This is a genomic window from Pantoea sp. GD03673, from assembly GCF_029844725.1.
Lineage (GTDB): Bacteria > Pseudomonadota > Gammaproteobacteria > Enterobacterales > Enterobacteriaceae > Pantoea.
Window position 1 is genome coordinate 360,265 of the sequence record NZ_JAOCKJ010000006.1, and the last position, 26,222, is coordinate 386,486.

The window sequence follows — 26,222 nt, forward strand, 5'->3', positions numbered from 1 at the left end:
GGAAATTGAAGTGAAGGTTGTGCGTCAGATCGCAGGCTGCACGATCAGTGCGACATGCGTCGCATAATGCGCAAAGTGATGGATTTAACCGCGTCAGACGGGGAGGTTGTGCGATGGCAAGAGTGCCGGTCAGAGATTTACCGCGCGGTGATAAGCAGAAGTGATGGTAAAAGACCGCCGGTCGGGCTGACCGGCGATCGCATTAGCGGAATTTCTTATGGTTGGTATTGCGGATGTCATCAAATTTCGCGGCTTCGCGCTTTGCGCCATCCACATTGTTCGCTTTCGCCAGCGCACTGACCACGTCGATCTGTGCGATGAGTGAATCGAGGCCTGCGTGGTAGTCTTTGATTTGCGCGCTGTCAGCAGGCTGACCTTCGAGCTTATCAGGCGTGGACTTTTTGGCATCCTGCGCCGCGGCACGCATTTTGGTTAACGCCTGCTGCATCTCCTGCGCATTGTCACTTTTCCTGACGATTTTCAGGTTCGCATTCAGCGTGTCCATATCCTGCTCCAGATCTGCCGCATACAGGCTGACGCTGGAGAACAACAAAGAAGCCGACAACATTGCAATCACATGCTTACGCATCATTACTTCCTTTTTTATTGTGATGAAAAAAAAGCAGCCAACAGGCTGCTTCAGAAATCCATCTTTATTGCCCGGCTATCTTCATCTCAGGCAGTAACACTGAACCGCACTGGATATTACTCCGGGTTTCAATATCGTCACCGATGGTCACCATGTTGTGCCACATCTCTTTAAGATTGCCGGCAATAGTGACTTCGCTGACCGGGTACTGAATCACGCCATTCTCAACCCAGAAACCGGCTGCACCGCGTGAGTAGTCACCGGTAATAGCGCTGACGCCCTGCCCCATCAGCTCGGTCACCACTAATCCGGTCCCCATCTGCTTCAGCAGGTCGTCAAAGCTGTGGCCCTGACCTGCAATGCGCCAGTTATGAATGCCGCCAGCATGACCGGTGCTGGTCAGGCCCAGTTTACGGGCGGAATAGCTGGTCAGCAGCCAGGTCTGCAGTACGCCATCTTTGATGATGTCGCGCGCCTGCGTCCGCACCCCTTCGCTGTCGAACGGCGTGGAGGCGAGCCCTTTCAGCAGATGTGGCTGCTCGCTGATGGTGAGCCACGATGGCAGAATCTGCTGGCCCATTGAGTCCAGCAGGAAAGTTGATTTACGGTAAACGCTGCTGCCGCTGATCGCGCCAACCAGATGACCAAACAAGCCGGTCGCCACTTCGGCGGAAAAAATGACCGGGGCTTTCATGGTCGGAAGTTTGCGCGGGGCCAGACGGGAAAGCGTGCGGCGTGCGCACTCTGCACCCACCCACTCCGGGCTTTTTAAATCTTCAAATGCGCGGCCAATCGTATAGGCGTAGTCGCGCTCCATGTTGCCATCCTGCTCAGCAATGACGCAGCTGGAGAGCGAGTGACGGCTTGAGCAGTAGCTCTGCAGCATACCGTGGCTGTTGCCAAAAACTTTAATGCCGACGTGGCTGTTGAAACTGCCGCCTTCGGTGTTAGTAATACGCTTGTCGGCCCGCAGCGATGCCTGTTCCGCCTGCGCTGCCAGTTCGATGGCGCGGTCAGCATCAATTTCCCACGGATGGTAGAGATCCAGATCTGGCGCATCATAGGCGAGCAGATCGGCGTCAGCCAGACCGGCAAACGGATCGGGCGAGGTGTAGCGCGCAATATCAATCGCCGCCTGCACGGTACGTTTGATCGCGTCCGGGCTGAGGTCGGTCGATGAGGCACTGCCTTTACGATTCTGATGATAAACGGTGATGCCCAGCGCACCGTCGCTGTTAAATTCAACGTTTTCCACTTCGCCATAGCGGGTGCTGACCCCGATGCCGGTGGTCTTACTGACAGCCACTTCCGCGCTGTCAGTGCTTGCTTTAGCCAGTTCCAGTGCCTGCGCAATGGCCTGCTCCAGTACTTTTCGCTGTTCTGCAACCTGAGTAGATACGTTCATCGACCTGCCGTCTAATCTTATGTGTGAATGATTTGAGTCTATCAGAGTCAGAGAACAATTTCGCAGTCACCCGATAAACTGGTAGGATTAGCCTCTTTTTTTTGGGAGCCCGGAAATGACCAGACAGCCCGATGAGTGGCTCGACGATGTGCCAGATAATGACGAAGAAGAAGATGAAGAGATTATCTGGGTCAGTAAGAGTGAAATTAAACGCGATGCAGAAGAGTTAAAGCGCCTGGGTGCCGAACTGGTTGATCTGGGTAAAAACTCGCTGGATAAAATCCCGCTGGATGAGCGCCTGCGCACCGAAATCGAACTGGCACAGCGCATCAAAAAAGAGGGTCGCCGTCGACAGCTACAGCTGATCGGTAAACTGCTGCGCAGTATTGATGTGGAGCCGATCCGCGTCGCACTGGATAAGCTCAAGAATCGCCATAACCAGCAGGTTGCGCTGTTCCACAAACTGGAAATGCTGCGCGATCGCCTGATTGAGCAGGGTGATGAGGCGATGAGCGACGTCATTGCGCTTTATCCCGATGCCGATCGTCAGCAGTTACGCAGCATGATCCGTAACGCGCAGAAAGAGAAAGCGGGCAACAAGCCACCGAAGTCTGCCCGTCAGATTTTCCAGTATCTGCGCGAACTGGCTGAAGCGCAGTAATGCCATGGCGGGCAGCCCTGCCCGCCTCCCGGCAGCTTACCGATAGATATAGAGAATACCGGTGCGCAGCCGCAGCTGGCGTTCGCTTGAGGTAGCAGAACGTCCGATATCGCCGAAGGTGACGTAAGGCACCCAGACGCGTTCGTTGCCAAGCGCATAGTCGAACTGTAACTCCTGTTCATAGTCATAGCGCTTATCAGCAAACAGTTTTGCATCGGCGTGCTTATACACCAGTTTATAGGTGGTGGTGAGCCGATCGGTTTTATTCCGCAGATAGAGATCAAAGCGGTTTGCCGTGCGATGCCGCTCTGTATCGCAATAATCGATACCACCGGTGCGGCATTCATCGTGATGGGCATAATCGGTCAGTTCAAGTCGATAAAGGCCACCAAGAGACCAGCTATCGTTAAACTTATACCAGGGTGCAACACCGAATTTCCATTCGGTTCGCGAGGAGTTAAATTCTGGCTGAATAAAAGGGGACAGCGTCCAGTTCCCCCAGTAATACGATTTCAGAAAGGTTACTTCCACCACGTTTAACACGGTGTCGTTATAATATTTATCTTTTGGATCTGCCCCGCCAGTTTTGAATTTGGTTTCGACGCCAAGAAACATATTATCTGGCAGCGTGGTGCTCAGCCCCAGCTTATCATAGTGCGTGCGGTCGCGAAGACGATACTCGTGCCGGTAATCCACCGTGGCCGTTGCCAGCGCCGCAGCGGACGTGCCTAACAGCGTGACGCCCAGCGCCAATGATAATGCTGTATTTTTTTCCATAAAATGTCCTTATTCTCAGTAATCAGGGTAATGAACCTTCCGAATTCATTTAACCCAAAATTAACTTATATTTAAAATTCGAATTAATATAAGATGCCATGTAAAGAAAACCTGTTAATTGCTGCATTAACCTGAATTCTTCTGATTATTTCTTTCTTCGCACAAACAGCGTTGATGCTAAAAATAACCGGCAGGAGCGGCCTTTCTGTTTGAGACACGGCGATTGAAAATCTGGCAACTGAATAAAGAGAGAGCAGATCGGATTCAAACTATGCGGGATTTATTCAGGAAATAATATGACCGGAAATAACGATTAAAAAAAAGCGCCCAAAACGGGCGCCTGTTTTTTTATGCCAGCCTGTCCAGCAGTTTCTGATGAATGCCGCCGAACCCGCCGTTGCTCATGACCAGAATCGTGTCGCCTGGCTGAGCCGCTTTGGCCACCATTTCGACCAGGGTATCAATATCTGCGCTCCAGTGTGCAGGCGGAATGCACGCTTCTGCTACGTCTGAAACCTGCCACGGAATATGGTGCGGCTGGAACAGAAAGACCTCATCAGCACGCGCCAGCGACGGTGCGAGGTCGTTTTTGCTGACGCCCATTTTCATGGTATTGGAGCGTGGCTCCAGCACCGCCAGGATGCGTGCTCTGCCGCCGACCTTGCTGCGCAGGGCAGCCAGGGTTGCCAGAATTGCCGTCGGATGGTGAGCAAAATCATCATAGACTTTGATGTTGTTTACTTCGCCGCGCAGCTCAAGCCGGCGACGTGCATTAATAAAGGTGTTCAGCGCCTGGCCTGCATCTTCCGGCTTCACCCCAACATGCCGTGCGGCTGCAACTGCCATCAGGCCGTTATGCATGTTGTGTTCACCCACCAGCGCCCAGTTCACTTCCCCGACTTTTTCGCCGTCGAGCCAGATTTCCCAGTGAGACGCATCGTTGGTCAGCTTCTTCGCCTGCCAGCGCCCATGCTCGCCAACGCTCTCCTGCTCGCTCCAGCAGCCCATCGCCATCACCTGTTTGAGGTTCGGATCATGCTCCGGCAGCAGGATCTTGCCCTGGCCCGGCACGATCCGTACCAGATGGTGGAACTGCTTCTGGATCGCCCGCAGATCGTCAAAGATATCGGCATGATCAAACTCAAGGTTGTTGAGGATCAGCGTTCGGGGAGAGTAATGGACAAACTTAGAACGCTTGTCAAAAAACGCGCAATCGTACTCATCCGCTTCAATGACGAAGAATGGACTTTTTCCTAATTTTGCCGAGACATCGAAGTTTCCGGGTACGCCACCAATAATGAAGCCGGGTTCAAGGCCGCAGGCCTCAAGAATCCACGCTGCCATGCCAGCTGTGGTGGTTTTTCCGTGGGTTCCCGCGACAGCCAGCACCCAGCGATCGCGCAGCACGAAATCGTGCAGCCACTGCGGACCGGAGAGGTAAGGAATGTTGCGTTCCAGCACCGCTTCCACACAAGGATTACCTCGCGTCATTGCATTGCCGATTATGACTAAGTCAGGCAACGGATCAAGCTGACTGGCGTCATAACCTTCCGTTAATTCAATGCCTTGCTGTTCGAGCAGTGTACTCATTGGCGGGTAAACGTTGGCATCTGAACCGGTCACCTGATGACCAAGTGAACGTGCCAGTACCGCCAGACCGCCCATAAAAGTGCCACAAATCCCGAGGATGTGAATGCGCATAACATGATCCATTACTCAAAAGTTCGGCGCACAGTGTAACGCCGCTCGCAGACGGAAGAAACGGATTAGGACTATGGTTTTTGAAGTTCAATCGGCTAAACTGCGTACGCATCCGTTGGCAGACTGTTACGCGTGCTGCCACTCCATCGAAGATTCAGGGAATGTGTTATGAAAACGTTGGGCGAATTTATCGTCGAGAAGCAGCACGACTTTCCGCACGCCACAGGTGAACTGACGGCGCTGATTTCAGCTATCAAGCTGGGTGCCAAAATTATCCACCGCGACATCAATAAAGCCGGTCTGGTGGATATTCTCGGTGCCAGTGGTGTGGAAAATGTTCAGGGTGAACAGCAGATGAAGCTGGATCTGTTCGCGAACGAAAAACTGAAGGCAGCACTGAAAGCGCGTGGCATCGTCGCCGGTATCGCTTCTGAGGAAGAAGACGAATTCGTTATCTTTGAAGGTGAGGAAAACGGTAAGTACGTGGTGTTAATGGATCCACTGGATGGTTCTTCTAACATCGACGTTAACGTTTCCGTCGGCACCATTTTCTCCATTTATCATCGCGTCAGTGAACCGGGTACGCCTGTGGTTGAAGCGGACTTTATGCAGCCAGGCAACAAGCAGGTCGCTGCCGGTTACGTGGTCTACGGCTCATCCACCATGATGGTGTACACCACCGGTGCAGGCGTGCATGCGTTTACATACGATCCTTCACTGGGTGTGTTCTGCCTCAGCCACGAACGTATGACCTATCCACCTGCCGGTTACACCTACTCCATTAACGAAGGTAACTACATTCGTTTCCCGCAGGGTGTGAAGAAATATCTGAAGTTCTGTCAGGAAGAGGATCTGGCAACCCATCGTCCTTATACCTCACGTTACATCGGATCGCTGGTTGCTGATTTCCATCGTAATCTGCTGAAAGGCGGGATCTACCTCTACCCAAGCACCGCCAGCCATCCTCAGGGCAAGCTGCGTCTGCTGTATGAGTGCAACCCGATGGCCTTCCTGGCCGAGCAGGCGGGCGGTAAAGCCAGCGACGGTCAGAAGCGTATTCTGGATATTCCACCGGTCACGCTGCATCAGCGCTGCCCGTTCTACTGCGGTAATGAGGCGATGGTGAACGACGTCGAGCGTTTCCTGGCTGAGTTCCCGGATTGCCGTCAGGGCTAATCCGGCAGTGATTTACGCCGTCATATAAAAAAGCAGGGCGCGTTAATCGCGCCCTGCTTTTACGCCGTCTGCAACCTGAACTGCGCCATCGTTGCCTGAAGCTGACTGGACTGCGCTTCCAGCGACTGAGTCGCGGCAGTTGCCTGCTCCACCAGCGCCGCGTTCTGCTGAGCCGATGCATCCATCTGTGTAACCGCCAGATTGACCTGCTCAATGCCACGACTCTGTTCGTCGGAGGCCATCGAGATCTCTTTCATCAGTGCCGTTACGCGCATTACCTCACCCGAAATCTCATCCATGGTTTCCCCGGCACGCGTTGCCATCTCGCTGCCCTCTTTGACCCGCGACTGGGAATCACCGATCAGCGTCCGAATCTCTTTGGCGGCGTTCGCACTGCGCTGTGCCAGCGTACGCACTTCATTCGCGACTACCGCAAAGCCACGCCCCTGCTCGCCTGCTCGCGCCGCTTCAACGGCCGCGTTAAGCGCCAGAATGTTGGTCTGGAAGGCGATGCCGTCAATCACGCTAAGAATGTCGCCGATGCGATTGGCGCTGTCGGTGATCTCATGCATTTTTTCCATCACGTAGCAGACCACTTCAGCGCCGCGATCGGCCGTATCGGAGACCGCGTTAGCCAGCTGATGCGCCTGCTGGGCGTTGCTGGCGTTAAGACGAACCGTGGCCGTAAGCTGCTCCATACTGGCCGCCGTTTGCTCCAGCGAGGCTGCGGACTCTTCGGTACGCTGCGACAGGTTGACGTTGCCAGCAGCCAGTTCACGGCTGCCGATGTCGATCTGGATGCTGGCTTCGCGTACCTGACTGACCGAGGTACGCAGTGACTGCTGCATCCCGGCCAGCGCGTGATTGAGCCGTCCCAGCTCATTATTACTGGACGGCGGCAGCGCCTGCGACAGGTCGCCCGCCGCAATCTGCTCAAGATGAACGATCGCCAGGTTCAGCGGTTGCAGCAGCATCCGGCGCAGCAGTTGCCAGGCGAGCACCAGCAGCAGCAGCGTTAATACGCCTGCCACGGCGATCAGGATTTTCATTTTGGTTTCGTTGTAGGCCGCCTGCGCAAGCTGGGCATCGGTGACCTGTCCGGCGAACTGGCTGAAGTCTGTGACGGCCTTGTCGTAATTGGCTGCCAGCGTCGCCAGGTTGCCTTCCAGCAGCTGATAATATTCGTCGGTGTATTGCTTATCCAGCGCGGTCATCATCGGTTTGATGCCCTGGTCGAGATAGGCTTTGTAACTGGCTGAAATCGCCTCTGCGAGCATTTTCCCGTGCGCCGTCACCGTGCCGGCATCAATAAAGCGCTTCAGGTTTTGCTGTGATAACAGCACATCTGCCTGCGACAGTTTGGTGACTGCCGCGCCCTCTTCCAGCATACCAATTTCAATTTTACGCACCGCCAGCGCCGCGTTAGCGCGGGCTCGCATCAGATCTGAATTGCTCTGGTAAAGACTGTTCAGCTCGATCCCCTGAATGCGGTTAATCACATCCAGCGAGCGATTCCCTTTGTTAATTGCCACGATACCCATAAAACTCACCGCCAACAGCAGCAGTGTCATAAATGCCAGCAATGCCAGCAACCCCGTGCGAAGTGATATCTGTTTCATCCTGATGATTTCCGTGTATGAGAAAAGGCGAATTTTCCAGCGGCCCTAAAACGGAAAAGGTATCGGCAGTAACGGCCCGAAACTTTAACCCTGATTAGTGTTATCAACTTGATCATCACGGGAACATCACTCAAGCTGATCGCCGCCTGTCCGTTATCCGGAGAAAAGAATGAAATCGGGATTACTTCTGATGCTGCTGTTTGTCAGCACGGCGTCGATGGCGAAGAGTCTGCCTGCCGACGCCGCGCTGGATCGCTGCCTCAACGACGCCTCTGCAACCCTTGCAATGAACCAGTGCTATGCCACGGCTACGCAGGCCTGGGATCAGCAGATGAATAAGCAGTACAGCTCGCTGATGAAAACCCTGACCGGCGACGCTAAAGATAAACTGCGCACCGCCCAGCGCACCTGGCTGAGCTACCGCGACAGCTGGCTTGAAGCGAGCCGTAGCCAGCTGCAATCTCAGGGTACGCTGGGCAGCGTGGCCCTGAGCGCCCAGCATCTGAGCCTGGTGCGTAATCAGGCGCTGATGTTGCAGTCACTGAGCCAGGGCAGTTGTGCGAATCCTGATGATTGCTGAACAATAATCGGATTTTGCGCTGACTGACGTCAGTGCGCTCATTCACCTTCAGGGAGAAATCATGGCTGCTTACGCCTCAACGCTTATTCTGATCGGCCTTGCCGTACTGAGTTATTTCGTTCACAACAACGCCGTCACCCTCTCCATTCTGGTGCTGCTGGCGATCAAAATGACCCCGCTGGCGCAGTTTTTCCCCTACGTAGAAAAACAGGGCATCACCTTAGGCATCATTATTCTTACCGTGGCGGTGATGGCACCGCTGGCCAGCGGCTCACTGCCCGCCTCCGCGCTGCTCAAGTCGTTTGCTAACTGGAAGTCGATTGTGGCGATTCTGGTGGGAATTTTTGTCGCCTGGCTGGGCGGTCGGGGGGTGAACTTTATGAGCGTGCAGCCGTCGGTCATCGGGGGACTCCTGATCGGGACGGTGATTGGCGTAGCGTTCTTTCGCGGCGTACCGGTAGGGCCACTGATTGCTGCAGGCATTGTTTCGCTGTTTGTGGCGGCTAAGTAGCGTTTGGGCGCATTCCGAAACGCCAAAAAGAGGGCATACTTTCAGAGTCAGTTGGCTATAATAGCCGACACTCAACATACGACTACTGAAGGAATGCCAGATGAGTTTGAACCAGGTGCCAGCAGGTAAAGACCTGCCAGAAGATATCTACGTTGTCATTGAGATCCCAGCAAACGCTGATCCGATCAAATATGAAGTTGATAAAGAGTCTGGTGCCCTGTTTGTAGACCGTTTCATGTCTACCGCGATGTTCTATCCGTGCAACTACGGCTACATCAACCACACCCTTTCACTGGATGGTGATCCGGTTGACGTACTGGTTCCGACCCCGTATCCACTGGTGCCAGGCTCCGTGATCCGCTGCCGTCCGGTTGGCGTGCTGAAAATGACCGACGAGTCTGGCGAAGATGCCAAACTGGTTGCCGTTCCGCACACCAAGCTGTCTAAAGAGTACGATCACATTAAAGATGTGAACGACCTGCCAGAACTGCTGCGTGCCCAGATCACCCATTTCTTTGAGCACTACAAAGATCTGGAAAAAGGCAAATGGGTAAAAGTGGATGGCTGGGATAATGCCGAAGCCGCGAAAGCCGAAATCATCTCCTCGTACGAGCGCGCACAGAAGAAGTAATTCTGCTGCTCTCTGAGTCGAAAAAAAAACACCGTCCATCCGGACGGTGTTTTTGTTCAGGCCTCTGGCTGCTCATCACGCTTCAGCCAGTCACCACTCATAATGCGCTGGCGTCCTGCCACTGAGCGTTGATAGACATAAAGCCATGCACTGCCAAACGGCGTCTGAGTCAGATAACGTTTGTACTCTCCTCCCTTAGTGCGAAGCGCATCCAGCTCCGCAAGCGTTGAGGCATCAATGCGGTACACTTCACAATGTACCGCTCCATTGCCCTCTATGACGCCGGGATAATGCCCCAGACTGTACAGCTCAAAGCCTTCAATCTGGTGATCACCCAGCCACTGCGCATTCGTCATCCAGTGACTGTTTCCCTGTTTGCGCCGTAAACTGCCGTAGACAATTATTCGCATTGCTAAAACTCAAACTGATAGAGCAAATCGAGAGCCTGATCCACACCGGACACGGCTTCCAGATAGAGTTTGGGCATCAGGCGGTAACGCAAGGTTAACGTCGCCAGTGAATCAAATATGCCAACACCGTATTTTACCTGCAGACCCGGTAGTACATAGCCACTGACCTGCACCTGCTGGCTGTCGCCAACACCCGCAGTATCAACGGCCAGATTACTGACACCGAATGTCTCCCCGATTTTACCCACAACCTGACCACTTTGTGCAACCCCTAAGCCAACAAGCGCCGAAGTAAGGGCGTTACTGTCGCCGTCACTGCCCAGTCCCTGACCGCGCAGCAGGTAGGACAGGGCTTCCTGTTGCGACATCGCCGGATCGGAGAAGACTTCCGCTTTCGGCTCATCGGCAAGGCCGGTAACGCGCAGACCCGCAGTGACACCATCTTCGGTGGCATCCGGGTTACGGATGGCTTCCAGGTTGATGTAAGGCTGATCCGGCGGGCCAGCGAACTGCAGCTCGCCTTTACGCACAATCAGATCCTGACCATAGGCGTGGAAGCGACCGGACGGAATGTTGATCTGACCGTTTAAGCCCAGACCCGACCGATCCTGAACCATCTTCAGATCGCCATTCAGTTTCGCTTTCAGGCCAAACGCCGAGAGCCGGACATCGTTGCCGACGTGGATCACCAGATTGCTGTTAATCGGAATCGCGGCGGTTTTCGGTGCGATAGGCTTGAGCTGTTCATCCAGCATCACTTCATCCGACGAGACGCCGGTTGCGCTTTCCGGCACTTCCTGCACGGTGATGCGTGCCCACGGAATATCGACCCGGCCATCAAGGTTAAAGGCCGCTGGCGTCGCTTCAAACACCAGATCGGGCGAGACGTCCATGCGCACCATAGGCGGCACGGTCACGCGAACCCGGCTACCCTGCGCCGCAATGCGCGCACGCCAGTTATCAAGCTGGCTCCAGTCAGCGTTACCGCTCAGGTTGATGTTGCCCTGCGCGGTCTGCACCAGCCCGTTCAGGGTAGAATTCATGCCGTTGAACACCAGATTCAGGCTGGCCGCCGTCAGGTCGACCGGCATAAAGTTGCCATCCACATCGACACCCGTCAGGCCAAGCTGACCAAACACCTGTGGCTGCTGGATGCTGCCGCCCAGACGCAGGCTGCTGTTCAGGCTGCCTTTGATCTTCTCACCCTGCATCAGTGCCGGGTTGAGCATCGCCAGGGAGACATTGCGGATGTTAACGTTACCCCCCAGCGTGCGGCGGTTTTGCGGATCGTCGATCTGCACGTTGCCATCCAGCTGCCCGTTACCGGCAATGCGGATTAGCCAGTCGAGCTGGGCGCGTCCGTTCCGCAGTGCGGCATTAAGGTTCAGCGTGTCGAAGGCGATGGGCAGGTTATTGCCCTGCACATCCTGCACCACTTTCACGCCGGTGCCTTTCAGCGCCACGGTTCCGGTCGGCAGAGCACCGTCGGCAGTCCAGTTGACGCGCACATCACCGCTGAACAGGCCGCTGAGCTGGGTCGCATCCGGCATAAACGGCTTCACCATCGCCAGGTCAACGCGATTCAGCACCACATGCGCCTTACCTGCTGGCCCGGCTTCCACCGGCTCCGGTACACAAATCTGTGCATTCGGGTTCTGCCAGCAGTGTGGCCCGATGGTCGCTGTCTGACGGCTGTTGAGATAGTCGATTGCCATCGCACGCGTCAGACGCCACTCGCCGACAGGCGTATCAAAGTGGGTATCGTTCAGCGAGCCTTTCCAGCGCCCGGCCTGACGATCAAAGCTGCCGTTCAGCGCCAGCTGACCAGAGACCGGTTTGCCCTGCACATTGAGCTTCAGCTGATGCTGACGCTCGTTGCCGTCCGCATTCAGCGTCAGCAGGCTGATGTTCAGCGCATCCTGCTTCAGCTGCTCGACGCGCAGTTGCAGCTTACCCGCCACCTGCTCGCCGGAGCGGACGTCGCCATTCAGGGTGACGCGATTGATCTGCATCTGCTGCCAGCGCAGGCCACGGGCGTTGAGATCGGCCAGCAGCTGCGGTGCCTTCAGGGTGCCACGCGCTTTGAGGGTGCCGCTGACGACACCGCCCAGACCCGGCAGCGCATTGTCGAGCTGTGGCGCATCGATGCTGGCATCCAGATCCAGACTGTCGCCCAGCGCCCCTTTAACATCCAGTTGGTTGCGTCCCAGTGCCAGCTTAATGCCCGGCACCGTCCACTGGTTGTAGCTGTTACCGCTCAGTGAGCCATCTGCGGTCACGGCGTTCTGTTTCACATTCCCTTTCAGCTGGAGCTGCGGCACGCTCAGCTGCCAGCTGCCGCCATACAGGCTGCCCCGGGTGGTGATTTTGCCATCCAGTCGCGCAGGCCAGTCCGGGTACTGCTTAGCGGTGTTGATCCCGGCCAGCGTCAATTCACTGCGCCAGCTGATCGCCTTACTCCAGTCCACCAGCGCGGTAAGATCGATGTTGCCCTGCAGCGCAGCCACGCGCAGGCGATCCAGGCTGAACTGCTCAACGTTGCCTTTACCCGTCAGTGAGACCGTCGCCGGTGGCACAGACTCGCCCTTCACGGCGGTTTGCAGTGACATCACATAATCGGTGGCTTTGCCTTTGAACTGATAATCCAGGTTATCCGCCTGATACTGTACCGGACCGGTTAGCGGCCAGCGCAGCTGCGGGCTGGTGAGCTGCAGTGACAGCGGCAGTCCCGCCACCGCCAGCTGGGTCGTGGCATCCAGTTGCGCCTTCACCGGGCCTGAAAGGTTCAGCCCCAGCTTCAGCTCATCGCGCATCGCACCGTTCAGTTTCAGCGCCAGTTTTTCGCCTTTAACCGGGTCGGTGTTGACCGTGCCGTTCAGGGTGAAATCGACCGGCCAGTTATCCGCCAGTGTCGCCTGGCCGCTACCCTGGAGGTTGCCAAGATTCGAGTCCACTTCCAGCGTCGTCAGCTGCATGTGGCGATCGGCCGTGCTGGCTTTCAGAAGTAAGCGGCTGACGGAAATGTCGGTGTCACCGGTAATGCGCAGCTGTTCACCCAGAATCTGCTGCACCTCAATATCCAGCGGCAGACGGAAGTCGGGCAACGCTGGCAGCAGGGGCTGCGCAAACATCGCCTGCAGCGTTTCACCCAGCGGTTTCTCCGCGGGATGTGGCTGCTGGACTTTCGGCTCAACCACCTCGTCATTGACCACTTTCGCCGCTTTCGGCAGCGCAATCAGCAGGCTTTGAATGTGTGTCGGGTTCAGCGTCAGCGCACGATCCTGCCACTGCAGACCGGTTGTGAAGTCGAGCAGCGAAATCGCCGTGTCATCCACTTTGACATTGATATTGTGCAGACCAAGATGGCGCAGCGTGATGGGATAGGGGGTGCTGAGGTTCGTGTTACCGCTCTCTTCTTCTGGCGCGGGCGCAGCCGGTGTCATCTTCTTGCTGTCAACGACCACGCTGATATCGCGCAGAGAGACATCGTTAACGCAGACGGAGGAGTGCAGCAGGCAGTTGAGATCCACCGCCAGATGGATTTGCCCGGCATCCACGCTGACGCCTGGCATTTCGTAACGCAGACCGTTAAGCGTCAGGTTACGCCAGCCGCCATCGACCTGTTTGATCGACAAACCTGGCACCCAGCGCGACGCGCCCTTCAGCACTAAATGCAGCCCCGGCGTCGTACCGATTAAAAATGCCACGCCGCCCAGCAGCAATACCAGAAAGATCAGAATACCGATCAGGACCTTTTTCCACAGCTTCATAGTTCTGGCCCCAGTCCTACGTAAAATTGTAATCCATGTGTCTCGTCATCCCCGATGGGTCTGGCGATATCAAATTTGATTGGGCCCACCGGTGAAGACCAGCGCACGCCGACGCCCGCACCGGTTTTGATGTTGCTTTGTTTGATGTCGTTAACCGCTTCGCCTGAGTCGACAAACACCGCGCCCCACCATTTTCCGGTCACGTTGTACTGATATTCCAGCGATCCGGTGGCGAGTTTAGATGCACCGGTCAGCTTGCCGTCATCATCGCGCGGTGAAATGTTTTTGTATTTGTAGCCGCGAATACTGCGGTCACCCCCGGCAAAGAAGCGCAGATCCGGCGGGACTTTGTCGAAATCGTTGGTTTCGATCCAGCCAAGATTGCCGCGCGCCACAAAGCGATGACTGTCGCCCAAAGTCCGGATCCAGACGTTTTGCGCCTGCAGAATCAGGAAGTCGACGTCAGATCCCCACGTCGTGTCCGAGACGTCGGCGGAATAGCGCTGAGAATCACCCCAGGTCGGCATCAGACCGCCACGTGAACGGGTGCGGTTTACGCTGACGCCGGGATAGAGCAGCATCGTGGTGTTGGTCACGCTGCCCTGCGTAAAGTGGTCCAGGCTCCAGCGCAGGTTAACGGCCTTCTGCCAGCCGCTGCTGCTGTCCCAGTTGCGCGACATCGCCAGCGTCGTGGTATCGGATTTAGTGTCGTTGAGATCGGTGCGCTTCAGACCGCCAGAGAAGGTGTAGTACTGCTCAAGCGGGCTTTTCAGCAGCGGCACTTTATAGCTGAGATCGACCTGCTGTTCCGGCGCAGACACGTAGGCGCTGGCCGCAAGACTGTGGCCGCTGTCGTTGATCCACGGCTTTTTCCAGGTGCCTTTCAGGCGTGGACCCACGTCTGTGGAGTAGCCGACGCCGGTTTCAATGGTGTTTTCGGTGCGGGGTGACATCACGGCACTCAGCGGCAGTACTTTGGTCTGGCGTCCTTTGCTGAATTCGGGCGCGACCACGACCGAATTAAACCAGCCGGTGGCCGAGAGGCGGCGATTAAGCTCGGCTAAATCGCGGGAGCTGTAGTAATCCCCCTCTTTGAACGGCACCAGGTTTTGCAGGTACGCTTCGCGAATCTGCGCCCCCTGGAACGTCACGTCACCAAAGCGATAACGCTCGCCGCTGTCGTAGTCAATATCCCAGAAGGCTTCATGCCGCTCAACCGAGACGCCGAGCTGGCTTTTTTTGAAAGTGCCGTCGAAATAGCCGTTACGCAGCGCGAGATTAGAGAAGCCGCTTTTGAATTTGTCATATTGCCCGTGGTTAAGCTGCGTGCCTGGTTTTGGCCGTCCCTCTTTGACCCAGGCTTTATAATCGGCGTCGTTACGGGCATCGCCTTCGACCACGATGGTGCTGCCGCCGATTTTTACCGGTTCGCCGGGGGTGACATGCGCCACTAACACCGGGCGTCCCCCCTGCGCAGGCGCGGGGCGGGATTCAAAATCGATGGTCGGCTCATAATAACCGAGTGCGCGCAGCCCCTCTTTTATCGCAACAGAGACACGTGCGCGAAAACGCCCATCGTTAGAGACCTCATCGCTGCCGATGGTCGACAGGCGCGCCCTGACATTTTTCTGGAGATCCCCGGTTAAGCCGTCTACCTGTAATCGCACGGTCGCCGCCTCAAGGGCGGGCGCGGCAAGTAGCAGGCCAGCTATGCAATAAACATAAAATCGTGGCACCTGTACTCCTGTTAATCATGCCGGCCCCTTTTCCGCGGGGCACTTATTAATCATCTTTGCCCGCACTACCGCAACGGCAACACCCTCATCATAGCCGCACTTTATGGCAAACGGCGGCGCAACGCTGACATCTCAGTCAAATAACGGGGTATTGTCGGCAATTGGGGATCGCGATACAACTCCTGCGGGGTGGAATGATCAGTTCTGAATGGCTCACTCAGATAAATCCGAGCCGATAACCCGCCGCTCTGGCCGCAGATGCTGTCTGATGCGGCGGTTTGCCCTCTGGCGGCACAATGAGCGCTCCTGCTATAATCTGCCACCACAGGCATTTCGCCTGTTTTCATTTCTGCCCCGACATCGCTCTTCTTGTCGAACAGGCGCAGACATTTTTGGCACGGATAGCTGTGTTTCACGGATAAACCAACTCTGTTTGCGCTTACCCACGCTGCCCAGGCCAAAAATGACAAGTGGATAACCCTTTGGATCTCATATGTTAGATAGCTTACTTGTCATTCTATTGCTGATCGTCATCAGTGCCTTTTTTTCTCTGTCAGAGATATCGCTGGCGGCCGCCCGTAAAATCAAACTGAAACTGCTGGCCGATGAAGGCAATGTTAATGCGCAGCGCGTGCTTAAAATGCAGGAAACGCCGGGCATGTTCTTCACCGTGGTGCAGATTGGCCTCAACGCCGTTGCTATCCTGGGGGGTATTGTCGGCGATGCTGCGTTTTCCCCGGTTTTCAGCGGCCTGTTTAACCGATTTGTCTCGCCGGAACTGGCAGAACAGCTCAGCTTTATCTGCTCCTTCACCATCGTCACCAGCCTGTTTATTCTGTTCGCCGACTTAACGCCGAAGCGGGTCGGCATGGTCGCGCCGGAAACCATTGCGCTGCGCATCATCAATCCGATGCGTTTCTGCCTGCTGGTAATGCGTCCGCTGGTGTTTCTGTTTAACGGCCTGGCGAACGTCTTTTTCCGTATTTTCAAACTGCCGATGGTGCGTAAAGATGACATCACCTCTGACGACATCTACGCCGTCGTTGAAGCGGGTGCCCTGGCGGGCGTGCTGCGTAAGCAGGAGCATGAGCTGATTGAAAACGTGTTTGAGCTGGAATCGCGTACCGTTCCCTCTTCAATGACCTCACGTGAGAATATCGTCTGGTTTGATCTGCATGAAGATGAGACCAGCCTCAAGACCAAAATCGCCGAACATCCCCACTCCAAGTTTCTGGTCTGTAGCGGTGATATCGATCATATCGTCGGGTATGTTGACTCTAAAGAGCTGCTGCTGCGCGTGCTGGGCAATCAGAGTATGGCGCTGAACAGCGGCCTGCAGATTCGCTCTGCGCTGATTGTGCCGGACACGCTGACTCTCTCCGAAGCGCTGGAAAGTTTTAAAACCGCCGGTGAAGATTTCGCGGTGATCATGAACGAATATGCGCTGGTCGTGGGCATTATTACCCTGAATGACGTGATGACCACGCTGATGGGTGATCTGGTAGGCCAGGGCATGGAAGAGCAGATTGTGGCGCGTGATGAGAATTCATGGCTGGTTGAAGGCGGCACGCCGATTGATGACGTGATGCGCGTGCTCGACATTGATGATTTCCCGCAGTCAGGCAACTACGAAACTATCGGCGGCTTTATGATGTATATGCTGCGTAAGATTCCGAAGCGTACCGATTTTGTGAAGTTTGCTGGCTACAAGTTCGAAGTGGTGGATATTGATAGCTATCGTATCGACCAGCTGCTGGTCACCCGAATCGATGAGCGCCCGCCGGTGCTGAGCATGACGAAAAGCGAAGAAGAGTAGACTGACTGAACCGGCGCATATACGGCGACCGTGAGGATGGAGAGCACTGTCCAGGTTCAGACTGACAAAAGGCAGGATAAACACTAAGGGCGCCACCGGCGCCCTTTTAATTAGTTGAACTCAAGCTTGAGACGAACGACCTGGCGGTTGATTTCTGACATCACGCTCAGATGCTGTTTGTCTTTGACGCGTGGGATTAAGACTTTCCCTTTATCGAACTCGAACGCGCCAACATCCTTGATGTACAACCTTCCTTTGAACAGCGTTTTTACATATTTCGCTATTTGTAGCGGATTATAGCGCTGGAAGATCTTCATGCTGACTAACTCCTGTACATTTTTAAAGCACGCTTCGCTGTTTCCAAATTTGGCTCCAGCCCATGAAGCGCGAATACGCGATAACTATAGAACACTCAAACCGACTGGTGTTCCGAAAAGTGAATTTTTTTACTGAATTGACACATCATTACAGAACACTCTGTTATCAGGCTCACACAACACAGTATAAACCTTCATTGGTTAAGGAATTGTGGCGGCCATAACAAACCTGACACCTTTCCAGGACAGGCGCATCATCCCTGCTTACTATTGCAGTAAAATGACTGACTGGTCTGATCACTTAAGGAAATAGCAATGCGAAATATTCTGGCAGCTGCGGCGTTGTCTTTACTGATACCGGCAAGCGTGATGGCCCATAACCTCAGACAGGAGGTGCGGGTCCCCCCCGTTGGGGTCAATGATAAAGGCGAACTGTTATTACAGCAGGAGAAGTTTAGCTATAAAAACTGGAATAGCGCGCAGCTCAGTGGAAAAGTTCGCGTAGTCCAGCATATTGCCGGTCGCTCATCCGCTAAAGAGATGAACGCGGCGTTGATTGAGGCGATCAAAGCGGCGAAGCTGCCGCACGACCGCTATCAGACCACCACTATCGTGAACACCGATGATGCTATCCCGGGGACGGGCATGTTTGTGCGCAGCAGCGTCGAAACCAACAAGCAGCAGTATCCGTGGTCGCAATTTGTCATCGACAGCAAGGGCAATGTGCAGCATGCCTGGCAGTTACAGCCTGCCGGTTCTGCCATTGTGGTGCTGGATAAACAGGGCAACGTGAAATTTGTGAAGGATGGGTCGCTGACGCAGGATGAAGTGACAAAAGTGATGGCGCTGGTCACCTCACTGCTGAAGGAATAACCGCTGACACACCGGCGGCAGGAGGATCGCACGCCGGGGTGTCAGAGGATGGCAGGCTTCGCCAGCCTTAAAACAATGAGACGCGGAAGCCAGGATTAAGGAAGGATTCACGCGGCGCGTAGTCCAGCGTTTTTCCCTGCCAGTCGTGTACATGCGCGCCTGCGGCCATCGCAACAGCATGGCCTGCGCCGGTATCCCAGATGTTAGTTGGCCCGAAACGGGGATAGAGCTGGGCTTTACCTTCCGCCACCAGGCAGAACTTCAGCGAAGAGCCGGTTGCAACGGTCTGATGCTCACCCAGTTGCTTCAGGTACTCTTTCATCTCCTCGTCGTCGCCATGGGAACGGCTGACGACCACCAGCGGAGGACGCGCGTCACGGGCATGAATCTGCTCGCGCTGACCGCCCTCCTCTTTCCATGCTTTGCCGTCTGCAGCGGAGTACATGACGTCCAGCACCGGCGCATAAACCACGCCCATCACCGGCTTGCCCGCGTCAATCAGCGCAATGTTGACGGTAAATTCGCCGTTGCGTTTGATGAACTCTTTGGTGCCATCCAGCGGATCGACCAGCCAGTAACGCTGCCAGTGCTGACGCACCTCCCAGGCGGCGGGATCTTCTTCTGACAGCACCGGGATCTCAGGCGAGAGCTGTTTCAGGCCCTTCATGATGACGTCATGCGCCGCGATATCGGCGGCGGTCACCGGTGAATCGTCCGATTTGTGAGAAACGTCAAGCGGCGCGGCACCGTTATAGACCTGCATAATCGCGTCGCCCGCTTCGCGTGCCAGTTGGCAGATTTGCTCTAACATTTTTCACCTCGTTGTGTCTGTCTGCTGTGAGATCGGTTCACCCCAGCTAGAGACATTTTAGCAGTTCAGCCTGCCGTGCTCATTCTCAGGCGGGCTTTCCCATCAATTTATAGATATATCAATACCATAGTTACCCGTTTATCGCCACGCCTGCGCCGCTGCGCCACCGTCGTATCAGAACAGGCCGCTCACCGATGCGCCAAAACGTTATATCCATCACGATTTAAAATGACTATCTGTCATGCTTTTACATTATTTTGAGAGCCTTAATTTAATTTGCAGCAGGAGCAAGCATGTTTAAGCCCGGAATGATGTTACTGGCCCTGAGCGTTTCCATCGCCACACAGGCCGCAACGGTGGATTTACGCGTACTGGAAACCACCGATCTGCACAGCAATATGATGGATTTCGACTACTACAAAGACACGCCAACCGAGAAGTTTGGTTTGGTGCGAACCGCCACGCTGATCCACGCCGCACGCAATGAAGTGAAAAACAGCCTGCTGGTCGATAACGGCGACATCATTCAGGGCAGCCCGCTGGGCGACTACATGGCGGCAAAGGGATTGCGTGAAGGGGAAATCCATCCGGTCTTCAAGGCGCTCAACACGCTGGATTACAGCGTAGGTAACCTCGGCAATCATGAATTCAATTATGGCCTGCCCTACCTGAAAAAAGCGCTGGCGGGTGCCCGCTTTCCTTATGTGAATGCCAACGTGATTGATGTGAAGAGCGGTAAGCCGCTGTTTACGCCTTACCTCATCAAATCCACTACGGTGATAGATCGCGAGGGCAAAACGCAGACCCTGAAGATTGGCTACATCGGTTTTGTGCCGCCGCAGATCATGGTGTGGGATAAAGCCAACCTGCAGGGCAAGGTGCGTGTCGATGACATCACCGAGACGGCACGCCGCTACGTGCCTGAGATGCGTGCGCAGGGGGCCGATGTGATCATTGCTATTCCCCACTCCGGTCTGAGCAGCGAGCCCTGGCACACAATGGCAGAGAATTCGGTTTACTATCTCAGCCAGGTGGAAGGCATCAACGCTATCCTGTTTGGCCATGCGCATGCGGTCTTCCCCAGCAAGGAATTTGCCAGCATCAGGGGCGCAGACATCGCTAACGGCACGCTGAACGGAATTCCGGCGGTGATGCCCGGCATGTGGGGCGATCATCTGGGGGTGGTAGACCTGGTGCTGAACAATGAGGGCGGACGCTGGCAGGTGAGCAGCGGCAAAGCCGAGGCGAGGCCAGTCTACGACATCGCCGCGAAGAAATCGCTGGCCGCCGAGGATCCGGCGCTGGTGAAGGTGCTGGCTGACGATCACCGTGCAACGCGGGAGTTTGTGGCAAAACCCATCGGTAAGTCCGCTGACGTGATGTACAGCTATCTGTCGCTGGTCCAGGACGACCCCACAGTGCAGATCGTCAATAATGCACAGCGTGCCTATGTGGAGCACTTTATACAGGGCGATCCGGATCTGGGCCGCCTGCCGGTGCTCTCTGCTGCTGCGCCGTTTAAAGCAGGCGGACGTAAAAACGATCCGTCCAGCTATACCGAAGTGGAGAAAGGCGCGCTGACCTTCCGTAACGCTGCCGATCTCTATCTTTATCCCAATACGCTGGTGGTGATGAAAGTCACCGGTGCGCAGGTAAAAGAGTGGCTGGAGTGCTCAGCGGGCCAGTTTAACCAGATCGATCCGCACAGCCCTGAAACGCAGTCGCTGATCAACTGGGATTTCCGCACCTATAACTTTGATGTGATTGATGGGGTGAATTACCAGATTGATGTGACCCAGCCCGCACGCTACGACGCGGAGTGCAAGCTGATCCACCCTGACGCTTCACGTATCCGTCAGCTTAGCTGGCAGGGTAAGCCCGTCGATCCGAAGGCTGTTTTCCTGGTCGCGACCAATAACTACCGTGCCTATGGCGGCAAGTTTGCTGGCACCGGCGATAAGTCCATCGCCTTTGCTTCGCCGGATGAGAACCGCGCTGTGGTTGCGGCTTATATCAGTGCTGAAACCAAAGCACACGGTGCAGTTCAGCCAAAGGCGGACAATAACTGGCGTCTGGCCCCGATTACTTCATCGACCCCGCTCGATATCCAGTTTGAAACGGCACCGGGGGATAAAGCGACCGGATTTATTCAGCAACATGCGCAGTATCCGCTTCAGCCCAAAGGGACAGATGCGATCGGCTTTGCGCTATGGCAGGTAAATTTACAGCAGAAATAAGGCGGGAGAAAACGCTGCAACCGGCGTGGTTGCAGCGTCCGGCGATTACAGAATTTCCAGCAGTTCAACTTCGAAGATCAGGGTGCTGAAGGGTGGGATAGAGGCACCCGCACCGCGCTCGCCATACGCGAGGCTCTGTGGGATAACCAGTTCCCATTTTGAGCCAACCGGCATCAGAGTCAGTGCTTCGATCCAGCCAGGAATAACACCGCTTACCGGGAATTCCGCTGGTTCGCCACGGGCAACCGAGCTGTCGAACACGCTGCCGTCGATCAGTTTACCGGTGTAGTGAACACGTACGCGATCCTGACGTGATGGGATTGGACCGTCCCCCTGCGTAATCACGCTGAACTGCAGGCCTGACTCAGTACTGCTCACGCCTTCACGCTGTGCATGTTCCTGCAGGAACGCCTGGCCTTCTGCTGCCATGGCTTCGGTGCGCTCACGACGCACGCCTTCAGCGCGTTCGTGCACTTCACGCAGTGCGCGATGAACCACATCAACCGGTACGGCCGGCGAGTTCCCTTCCAGCGCGTCGCGCAGACCCGCGAGCAGTGCTTCTGGTTGCAGACCCTGCAGACCAGATTCCAGCAACTGCTGGCCAACCTGTAAACCAATACCGTAACTTGCTTGTGCTTCGACGCTGTCGAAAGAAGGGGTAGTCATCTTCGTTCCTTTCACTCTCGGATAAATTCGAACCGGCAGCATAGCAGCGCAGGCCGCTGGCGTAAAATGCCCTGCGTCGCAGATGACTTTTACTGATGAAAGAGAAACAATAGAGCCGTCAAATTTATCAATGCTGGCAGGCACTTCGCGCCGGTATTGCCCATACTATAACTATCGACGGGGATTACCCCGTCTGTAGTACCTGAATAAGAGAGCAAACATGGGCCAGATTGCCCCACGCCGCCGCAGGATGCGTGCACAACATATTGTATCCCGGCTGCAGACCTGGCTGGCCGCACGCAGGCCTCAGCAGCCTGCCGGAGAGGAGGAACCCCGAATGGCTTCAGACGCGTCATCCCGCCTGCCGACCTGGCTTCAGCGTATCTGGCATTTCACCGATAACATTCGCTGGATGGACCCGCTGCCTGCACCGCACCGTCGTGGCATTGTGGCCGCCCTGCTGGTTATGCTGGTGGCGTTTCTCTGGCCTGCCAGCACGCTGCGCTATCCGGTTGAGCAGTCTGTTACCCCTTCGGCGGAAAAAGAGGTGCCGATGCAGGCGGATATTTATGATAACGACGGTAGCCGCCCGTCCTCCTCTTCACCCGCTCAGCAGACGCCAAAAGCCGACTCTCAGGGGGAGTGGCGCAACCTGACCATCGCGTCCGGTCAGACGCTGGCGCAGCTGTTTCGTGACAACAGTCTGCCGGTCAATGATGTGTTTGCGATGGCGCGGGTGGAAGGCAGCGATCAGCCACTCAGCTCACTGAAAAGCGGTCAGCAGGTTAAAATTCGTCAGGATGCGCAGGGGACAGTAACCGGACTGACAGTGGATGGCGCAAACGGCCCGGTGCTGTTTACCCGTCAGCCAGATGGCAGCTTTATTCGTGCGCAGTGACGCGAACCGCAGCCAACAGAAAGGGATAAAAACAAAAACGCCGGCACAGGGCCGGCGTTGATGTGGTGCTCAGTTAATAAAATTAACCAGCAACAACTTTCACGTTCAGTTTAGCGAATACTTCGCTGTGAACCTGGAAGTCTACTTCATGCTCACCGGTAGTGCGCAGAACGCCGTTCGGCAGACGAACTTCGCTCTTAGCCACTTCAACGCCAGCTGCAGTCACTGCATCAGCGATGTCGCGGGTACCGATTGAACCGAACAGTTTACCTTCATCGCCTGCTTTAGACGTGATGGTGACCGTGCCCAGTGCATTGATTTTCTCAGCGCGTGCAGCAGCTGCAGACTGAACGTCAGCCAGTTTGGCTTCCAGTTCAGCACGGCGTGCTTCGAAGAACTCAACGTTTTTCTTGGTAGCAGGAACAGCTTTGCCCTGTGGTACCAGGAAGTTACGAGCATAGCCCGCTTTAACGTTAACCTGATCACCCAGGGTGCCAAGGTTTGCTACTTTATCAAGCAGAATAACTTGCATTACCTTATCCTCTTAAAGTCGTTAATGGACAGTTGCCGATTACTGATGACGATCAGTGTACGGCAGCAGAGACAGGTAACGCGCGCGCTTGATGCAGCGAGCCAACTGACGCTGGTATTTTGCACGAGTACCGGTGATACGGCTCGGGACAATTTTACCGCTTTCGGTAATGTAGTTTTTCAACGTTGCGATGTCTTTGTAATCGATCTCAACAACGCCTTCCGCGGTGAAACGGCAGAACTTGCGACGACGGAAATAACGTGCCATTAGGCTAGTCTCCAGAATCTATCAATTCAATCTGCTCGGCATGGAACACCACTTTGCTCTGGCCATTTCGTGCCTGATGGCAACTAATGAAACCGTCGAGTGTGAGTTGCGTGCCGACCGTTATATGTTGAGTAATCACCTGATGGACGCTGCCGCTGATAATAACAGGCATACGACACCAGGCTTGCCGGTGAAACCCGGCCTCCTCCTGCACTGAGCGGTGCTCAAGCACAAACTGACAGTGCGGAATTCCTGACGGGCTAACTCTTCTTACCGGTGTCTTGCACACAGTGCCAGACAGGCGAAGTCGATTAACCGTCACGATGGATTACTCTTCAGAATCCCCAGCATCTGACTCATCAGCGGATTCGTTAGCAAAATCTTCGCGACGATCACGACGCTCATCTTTCGCTTTAACCATCGGTGATGCTTCAGTTACCGCGTTTTTAACGCGCATAACCATGCTACGGATAACGGCGTCGTTGAAGCGGAAGTTCGTTTCCAGCTCATCGATCGCTTCCTGCGGCGCTTCAACGTTCATCAGAACGTAATGCGCTTTGTGCAGTTTGTTGATCGGGTAAGCCAGCTGACGGCGGCCCCAGTCTTCCAGACGGTGAATCGTGCCTTCTGCACCAGTGATAGCACCAGTGTAACGCTCGATCATGCCAGGAACCTGTTCGCTCTGGTCAGGATGAACCATAAATACGATTTCGTAATGACGCATCGAAATTGCTCCTTACGGATTATTCAGCCTCCTGTCGGGGTCAGCCGCGGCCCATGGAAGCAAGGAACGTTATAGGCTGTGTCCCACAACCGTTCGCCGTAACGAGCGCTTGTGGGACACAGCCTGAGAATGCGGCTGAAAAATTGACGCGTAATCATACTGGTGACGGCCCCTGAACTCAAGCGCACATTTAAACAAATTGCCGGTAGCGTGCCAGATACCGTGGCTTTTTGTGCTAATGACAGAAATACAACGGGTTAATACCGGTTTGTTCAAAAACGCTGAAGAAGAGGTTCAGAGTAACGATCTGGCGATAATATGCTCAGTCGCTAAACTTAATAAGAACGCGACGGTTCGCTTAGTCGCGTCTCTCAGAGTGTGTTCCCTGAAGTGAGGAGTCGGGCATGAAAACGTTCGTCATCGCCACTTTACTGGGTCTCTTCCTGTCTCCACCCGCTCTTGCCAGCTATGCTGACTGTGCGCAGCAGATGAGAAGTCACAGCAGCGAAGCGGCATCGGGTTATGTCTACGTTAACCGGCTGGACACGCCGGAAAGAAACCCGGTCAATGCGCCTGCCAGAGCAGCAGAAAAATCGTCTGCACACTGGTAAGTGCCGGTAATCTCCGGGCGGCAGAGGCATTCGCCGCCCGTCTGTTCAGAGCTGATGTGTAAAAAAGCTGACCAGCGCCGTCAATGCGGATGGGGTGATCTTATGCCCAATCTGCTTTTCAGACAGTGAGGTCAGATGCTGCGCCAGCCCGTTATCCCGCAGCGCCCTCTCCAGCCGTACGCTCTCCGCCCACGGCACCACCTCATCCGCCTCGCCGTGCCACAACAGCAGCGGACGGTTTGCCAGTGCCTGCAGATGGTTACAGGGATCATAGTCTGCCAGCGGGGCCATGCGGGCCGCGACCTGCGCCTTCTGGTCCGGCGTATCGGCCACTTTCGGCGGAAACAGCGACTCGCTAAGCTGCATAAAATAGCCCGATCCCATCATGCAGGCGACACACTGAATCTGCGGATAACGTGCCATGGCACCCAGAGCCGTCATGCCCCCCATCGACGCGCCTGCCACGGCGAAACGCGCACCCGCGATGAGATTCTCCTGACGCAGCGCGGCCTCCAGCAGCGGCAGCTCATCAATGTTCTGTTTAAGAATGTCCCAGAAGCGACCCAGCCGTGCATCGGCGTCACCGTGATAACGCGCGCCGTGCAGCTCGGCATCCGGCATGACTGCCCGAAATCCCGCCTGCGCCAGCGCAACGGCGAAGTAGGCGTAAACCTCTTTTGAGGAGGTAAAGCCGTGATAAAACAGCACGGTCGGCAGTGGCTGATGCCGTTGTCCGGCAGGCGTGGCGTGCAGGCATTCGATACCGGCCAGCGTTTCTGTGGTGAGTTCAATCATGGTCTCTCCTGAGCGGGGGCAAGACGTGCCCATCAAGTGTATGTTCTGACGCTGAAATAGCGAAGCCTCCCGCTGCGCTTCGTCGCCGGATTTCGTCCTAAACTTTTCC

26 protein-coding genes are annotated in these 26,222 nt (G+C 55.3%); 10 read left to right on the plus strand and 16 right to left on the minus strand.

Going from position 1 to position 26,222, the window contains the following annotated elements; genetic code table 11:
• Positions 1–202: 202 nt before the first annotated feature.
• Both cybC and pmbA read right to left on the minus strand, forming a co-directional pair.
• The gene (gene cybC, locus N5J69_RS14095) at positions 203–589 is read right to left on the minus strand and encodes a cytochrome b562 (protein ID WP_279771122.1); all 387 of its coding nucleotides are present in this window, start codon (positions 587–589) and stop codon (positions 203–205) included.
• 64 nt (positions 590–653) lie between these two features.
• Positions 654–1,994 carry a metalloprotease PmbA gene (pmbA, locus tag N5J69_RS14100; RefSeq protein ID WP_279771124.1) on the minus strand — a complete coding sequence of 447 codons (1,341 nt, stop codon included), beginning with the start codon at positions 1,992–1,994 and terminating at the stop codon, positions 654–656.
• Positions 1,995–2,109: 115 nt separating this feature from the next.
• On the opposite strand from pmbA, the gene yjgA reads away from it, so the two are divergent.
• Positions 2,110–2,655 carry a ribosome biogenesis factor YjgA gene (gene yjgA / locus N5J69_RS14105; protein ID WP_279771126.1) on the plus strand — a complete coding sequence of 182 codons (546 nt, stop codon included), beginning with the start codon at positions 2,110–2,112 and terminating at the stop codon, positions 2,653–2,655.
• Between the two features lie 36 nt (positions 2,656–2,691).
• Here yjgA and N5J69_RS14110 read toward each other — a convergent pair whose 3' ends face one another.
• Entirely contained in the window at positions 2,692–3,432 is a 741-nt protein-coding gene (locus tag N5J69_RS14110) for an oligogalacturonate-specific porin KdgM family protein (RefSeq protein WP_279771127.1), read from the minus strand.
• A 348-nt stretch (positions 3,433–3,780) separates the two neighbouring features.
• Positions 3,781–5,133, minus strand: a complete 1,353-nt coding sequence (gene mpl / locus N5J69_RS14115; protein ID WP_279771128.1) for a UDP-N-acetylmuramate:L-alanyl-gamma-D-glutamyl-meso-diaminopimelate ligase — start codon at positions 5,131–5,133, stop codon at positions 3,781–3,783.
• A 168-nt stretch (positions 5,134–5,301) separates the two neighbouring features.
• Between mpl and fbp the strand changes: the two genes are divergently transcribed.
• Positions 5,302–6,309 (plus strand): class 1 fructose-bisphosphatase, encoded by a 1,008-nt coding sequence (gene fbp / locus N5J69_RS14120; RefSeq protein ID WP_279771129.1) that lies wholly within the window; start codon positions 5,302–5,304, stop codon positions 6,307–6,309.
• Positions 6,310–6,368: 59 nt separating this feature from the next.
• Here the strand turns inward: fbp and N5J69_RS14125 are convergent, their stop codons facing one another.
• Positions 6,369–7,928 (minus strand): methyl-accepting chemotaxis protein, encoded by a 1,560-nt coding sequence (locus N5J69_RS14125; protein WP_279771130.1) that lies wholly within the window; start codon positions 7,926–7,928, stop codon positions 6,369–6,371.
• A 169-nt stretch (positions 7,929–8,097) separates the two neighbouring features.
• Here N5J69_RS14125 and N5J69_RS14130 point away from each other — a divergent pair, with 169 nt between their 5' ends.
• From N5J69_RS14130 to ppa, 3 genes are all read left to right on the plus strand, one after another.
• Positions 8,098–8,508: a lysozyme inhibitor LprI family protein gene (locus N5J69_RS14130; protein ID WP_279771132.1), complete on the plus strand. Its 411-nt coding sequence runs from the start codon at positions 8,098–8,100 to the stop codon at positions 8,506–8,508.
• A gap of 61 nt (positions 8,509–8,569) precedes the next feature.
• Positions 8,570–9,019, plus strand: a complete 450-nt coding sequence (locus N5J69_RS14135) for a DUF441 domain-containing protein (protein ID WP_279771134.1) — start codon at positions 8,570–8,572, stop codon at positions 9,017–9,019.
• 100 nt (positions 9,020–9,119) lie between these two features.
• Positions 9,120–9,650, plus strand: a complete 531-nt coding sequence (gene ppa, locus N5J69_RS14140; RefSeq protein ID WP_003855519.1) for an inorganic diphosphatase — start codon at positions 9,120–9,122, stop codon at positions 9,648–9,650.
• Positions 9,651–9,706: 56 nt separating this feature from the next.
• Here the strand turns inward: ppa and N5J69_RS14145 are convergent, their stop codons facing one another.
• The 3 genes from N5J69_RS14145 to N5J69_RS14155 are packed head-to-tail and all read right to left on the minus strand — an operon-like array spanning position 9,707 to position 15,566.
• Positions 9,707–10,060: a gamma-glutamylcyclotransferase gene (locus N5J69_RS14145; RefSeq protein WP_279771135.1), complete on the minus strand. Its 354-nt coding sequence runs from the start codon at positions 10,058–10,060 to the stop codon at positions 9,707–9,709.
• Positions 10,061–10,062: 2 nt separating this feature from the next.
• Positions 10,063–13,830: a translocation/assembly module TamB domain-containing protein gene (locus N5J69_RS14150; protein ID WP_279771136.1), complete on the minus strand. Its 3,768-nt coding sequence runs from the start codon at positions 13,828–13,830 to the stop codon at positions 10,063–10,065.
• A complete protein-coding gene (locus N5J69_RS14155; RefSeq protein WP_279771137.1) occupies positions 13,827–15,566 on the minus strand; it encodes an autotransporter assembly complex family protein in 1,740 nt (579 codons plus the stop codon). The genes N5J69_RS14150 and N5J69_RS14155 overlap by 4 nt, the downstream gene beginning before the upstream one ends.
• 493 nt (positions 15,567–16,059) lie before the next feature.
• On the opposite strand from N5J69_RS14155, the gene N5J69_RS14160 reads away from it, so the two are divergent.
• Positions 16,060–17,382, plus strand: a complete 1,323-nt coding sequence (locus tag N5J69_RS14160; RefSeq protein ID WP_013359164.1) for a hemolysin family protein — start codon at positions 16,060–16,062, stop codon at positions 17,380–17,382.
• A 110-nt stretch (positions 17,383–17,492) separates the two neighbouring features.
• Here the strand turns inward: N5J69_RS14160 and N5J69_RS14165 are convergent, their stop codons facing one another.
• The gene (locus N5J69_RS14165; RefSeq protein ID WP_003855513.1) at positions 17,493–17,699 is read right to left on the minus strand and encodes a DUF1107 domain-containing protein; all 207 of its coding nucleotides are present in this window, start codon (positions 17,697–17,699) and stop codon (positions 17,493–17,495) included.
• Between the two features lie 315 nt (positions 17,700–18,014).
• On the opposite strand from N5J69_RS14165, the gene N5J69_RS14170 reads away from it, so the two are divergent.
• The gene (locus tag N5J69_RS14170; protein ID WP_279771138.1) at positions 18,015–18,572 is read left to right on the plus strand and encodes a YtfJ family protein; all 558 of its coding nucleotides are present in this window, start codon (positions 18,015–18,017) and stop codon (positions 18,570–18,572) included.
• A gap of 67 nt (positions 18,573–18,639) precedes the next feature.
• On the opposite strand, the gene cysQ is transcribed toward N5J69_RS14170, so the two are convergent.
• Positions 18,640–19,383, minus strand: coding sequence for a 3'(2'),5'-bisphosphate nucleotidase CysQ (gene cysQ, locus N5J69_RS14175; protein ID WP_279771139.1), 744 nt, complete (start codon positions 19,381–19,383; stop codon positions 18,640–18,642).
• Positions 19,384–19,676: 293 nt separating this feature from the next.
• Between cysQ and N5J69_RS14180 the strand changes: the two genes are divergently transcribed.
• On the plus strand, positions 19,677–21,620 hold the full coding sequence (locus N5J69_RS14180; protein ID WP_279771140.1) for a bifunctional 2',3'-cyclic-nucleotide 2'-phosphodiesterase/3'-nucleotidase: 1,944 nt from the start codon (positions 19,677–19,679) through the stop codon (positions 21,618–21,620).
• A gap of 45 nt (positions 21,621–21,665) precedes the next feature.
• Here N5J69_RS14180 and fklB read toward each other — a convergent pair whose 3' ends face one another.
• The gene (gene fklB, locus N5J69_RS14185; protein ID WP_279771141.1) at positions 21,666–22,286 is read right to left on the minus strand and encodes an FKBP-type peptidyl-prolyl cis-trans isomerase; all 621 of its coding nucleotides are present in this window, start codon (positions 22,284–22,286) and stop codon (positions 21,666–21,668) included.
• A 220-nt stretch (positions 22,287–22,506) separates the two neighbouring features.
• On the opposite strand from fklB, the gene N5J69_RS14190 reads away from it, so the two are divergent.
• Complete coding sequence (locus N5J69_RS14190; protein ID WP_279771142.1) at positions 22,507–23,184, plus strand: LysM-like peptidoglycan-binding domain-containing protein; 678 nt, start codon at positions 22,507–22,509, stop codon at positions 23,182–23,184.
• 82 nt (positions 23,185–23,266) lie between these two features.
• Here the strand turns inward: N5J69_RS14190 and rplI are convergent, their stop codons facing one another.
• From rplI to rpsF, 4 genes are read right to left on the minus strand one after another with little or no spacing between them, the layout of a single operon-like run.
• A complete protein-coding gene (gene rplI / locus N5J69_RS14195; protein WP_279771143.1) occupies positions 23,267–23,716 on the minus strand; it encodes a 50S ribosomal protein L9 in 450 nt (149 codons plus the stop codon).
• Positions 23,717–23,755: 39 nt separating this feature from the next.
• Complete coding sequence (gene rpsR / locus N5J69_RS14200) at positions 23,756–23,983, minus strand: 30S ribosomal protein S18 (protein ID WP_002210155.1); 228 nt, start codon at positions 23,981–23,983, stop codon at positions 23,756–23,758.
• 4 nt (positions 23,984–23,987) lie between these two features.
• Positions 23,988–24,305 (minus strand): primosomal replication protein N, encoded by a 318-nt coding sequence (priB, locus tag N5J69_RS14205; RefSeq protein WP_279771145.1) that lies wholly within the window; start codon positions 24,303–24,305, stop codon positions 23,988–23,990.
• Positions 24,306–24,311: 6 nt separating this feature from the next.
• Positions 24,312–24,707 (minus strand): 30S ribosomal protein S6, encoded by a 396-nt coding sequence (gene rpsF / locus N5J69_RS14210; protein WP_003855334.1) that lies wholly within the window; start codon positions 24,705–24,707, stop codon positions 24,312–24,314.
• A gap of 404 nt (positions 24,708–25,111) precedes the next feature.
• Between rpsF and N5J69_RS14215 the strand changes: the two genes are divergently transcribed.
• Positions 25,112–25,318: a hypothetical protein gene (locus N5J69_RS14215; RefSeq protein ID WP_279771147.1), complete on the plus strand. Its 207-nt coding sequence runs from the start codon at positions 25,112–25,114 to the stop codon at positions 25,316–25,318.
• Positions 25,319–25,363: 45 nt separating this feature from the next.
• Here the strand turns inward: N5J69_RS14215 and yjfP are convergent, their stop codons facing one another.
• Positions 25,364–26,113 (minus strand): esterase, encoded by a 750-nt coding sequence (gene yjfP, locus N5J69_RS14220; protein WP_279771148.1) that lies wholly within the window; start codon positions 26,111–26,113, stop codon positions 25,364–25,366.
• Between the last annotated feature and the right edge of the window lie 109 nt (positions 26,114–26,222).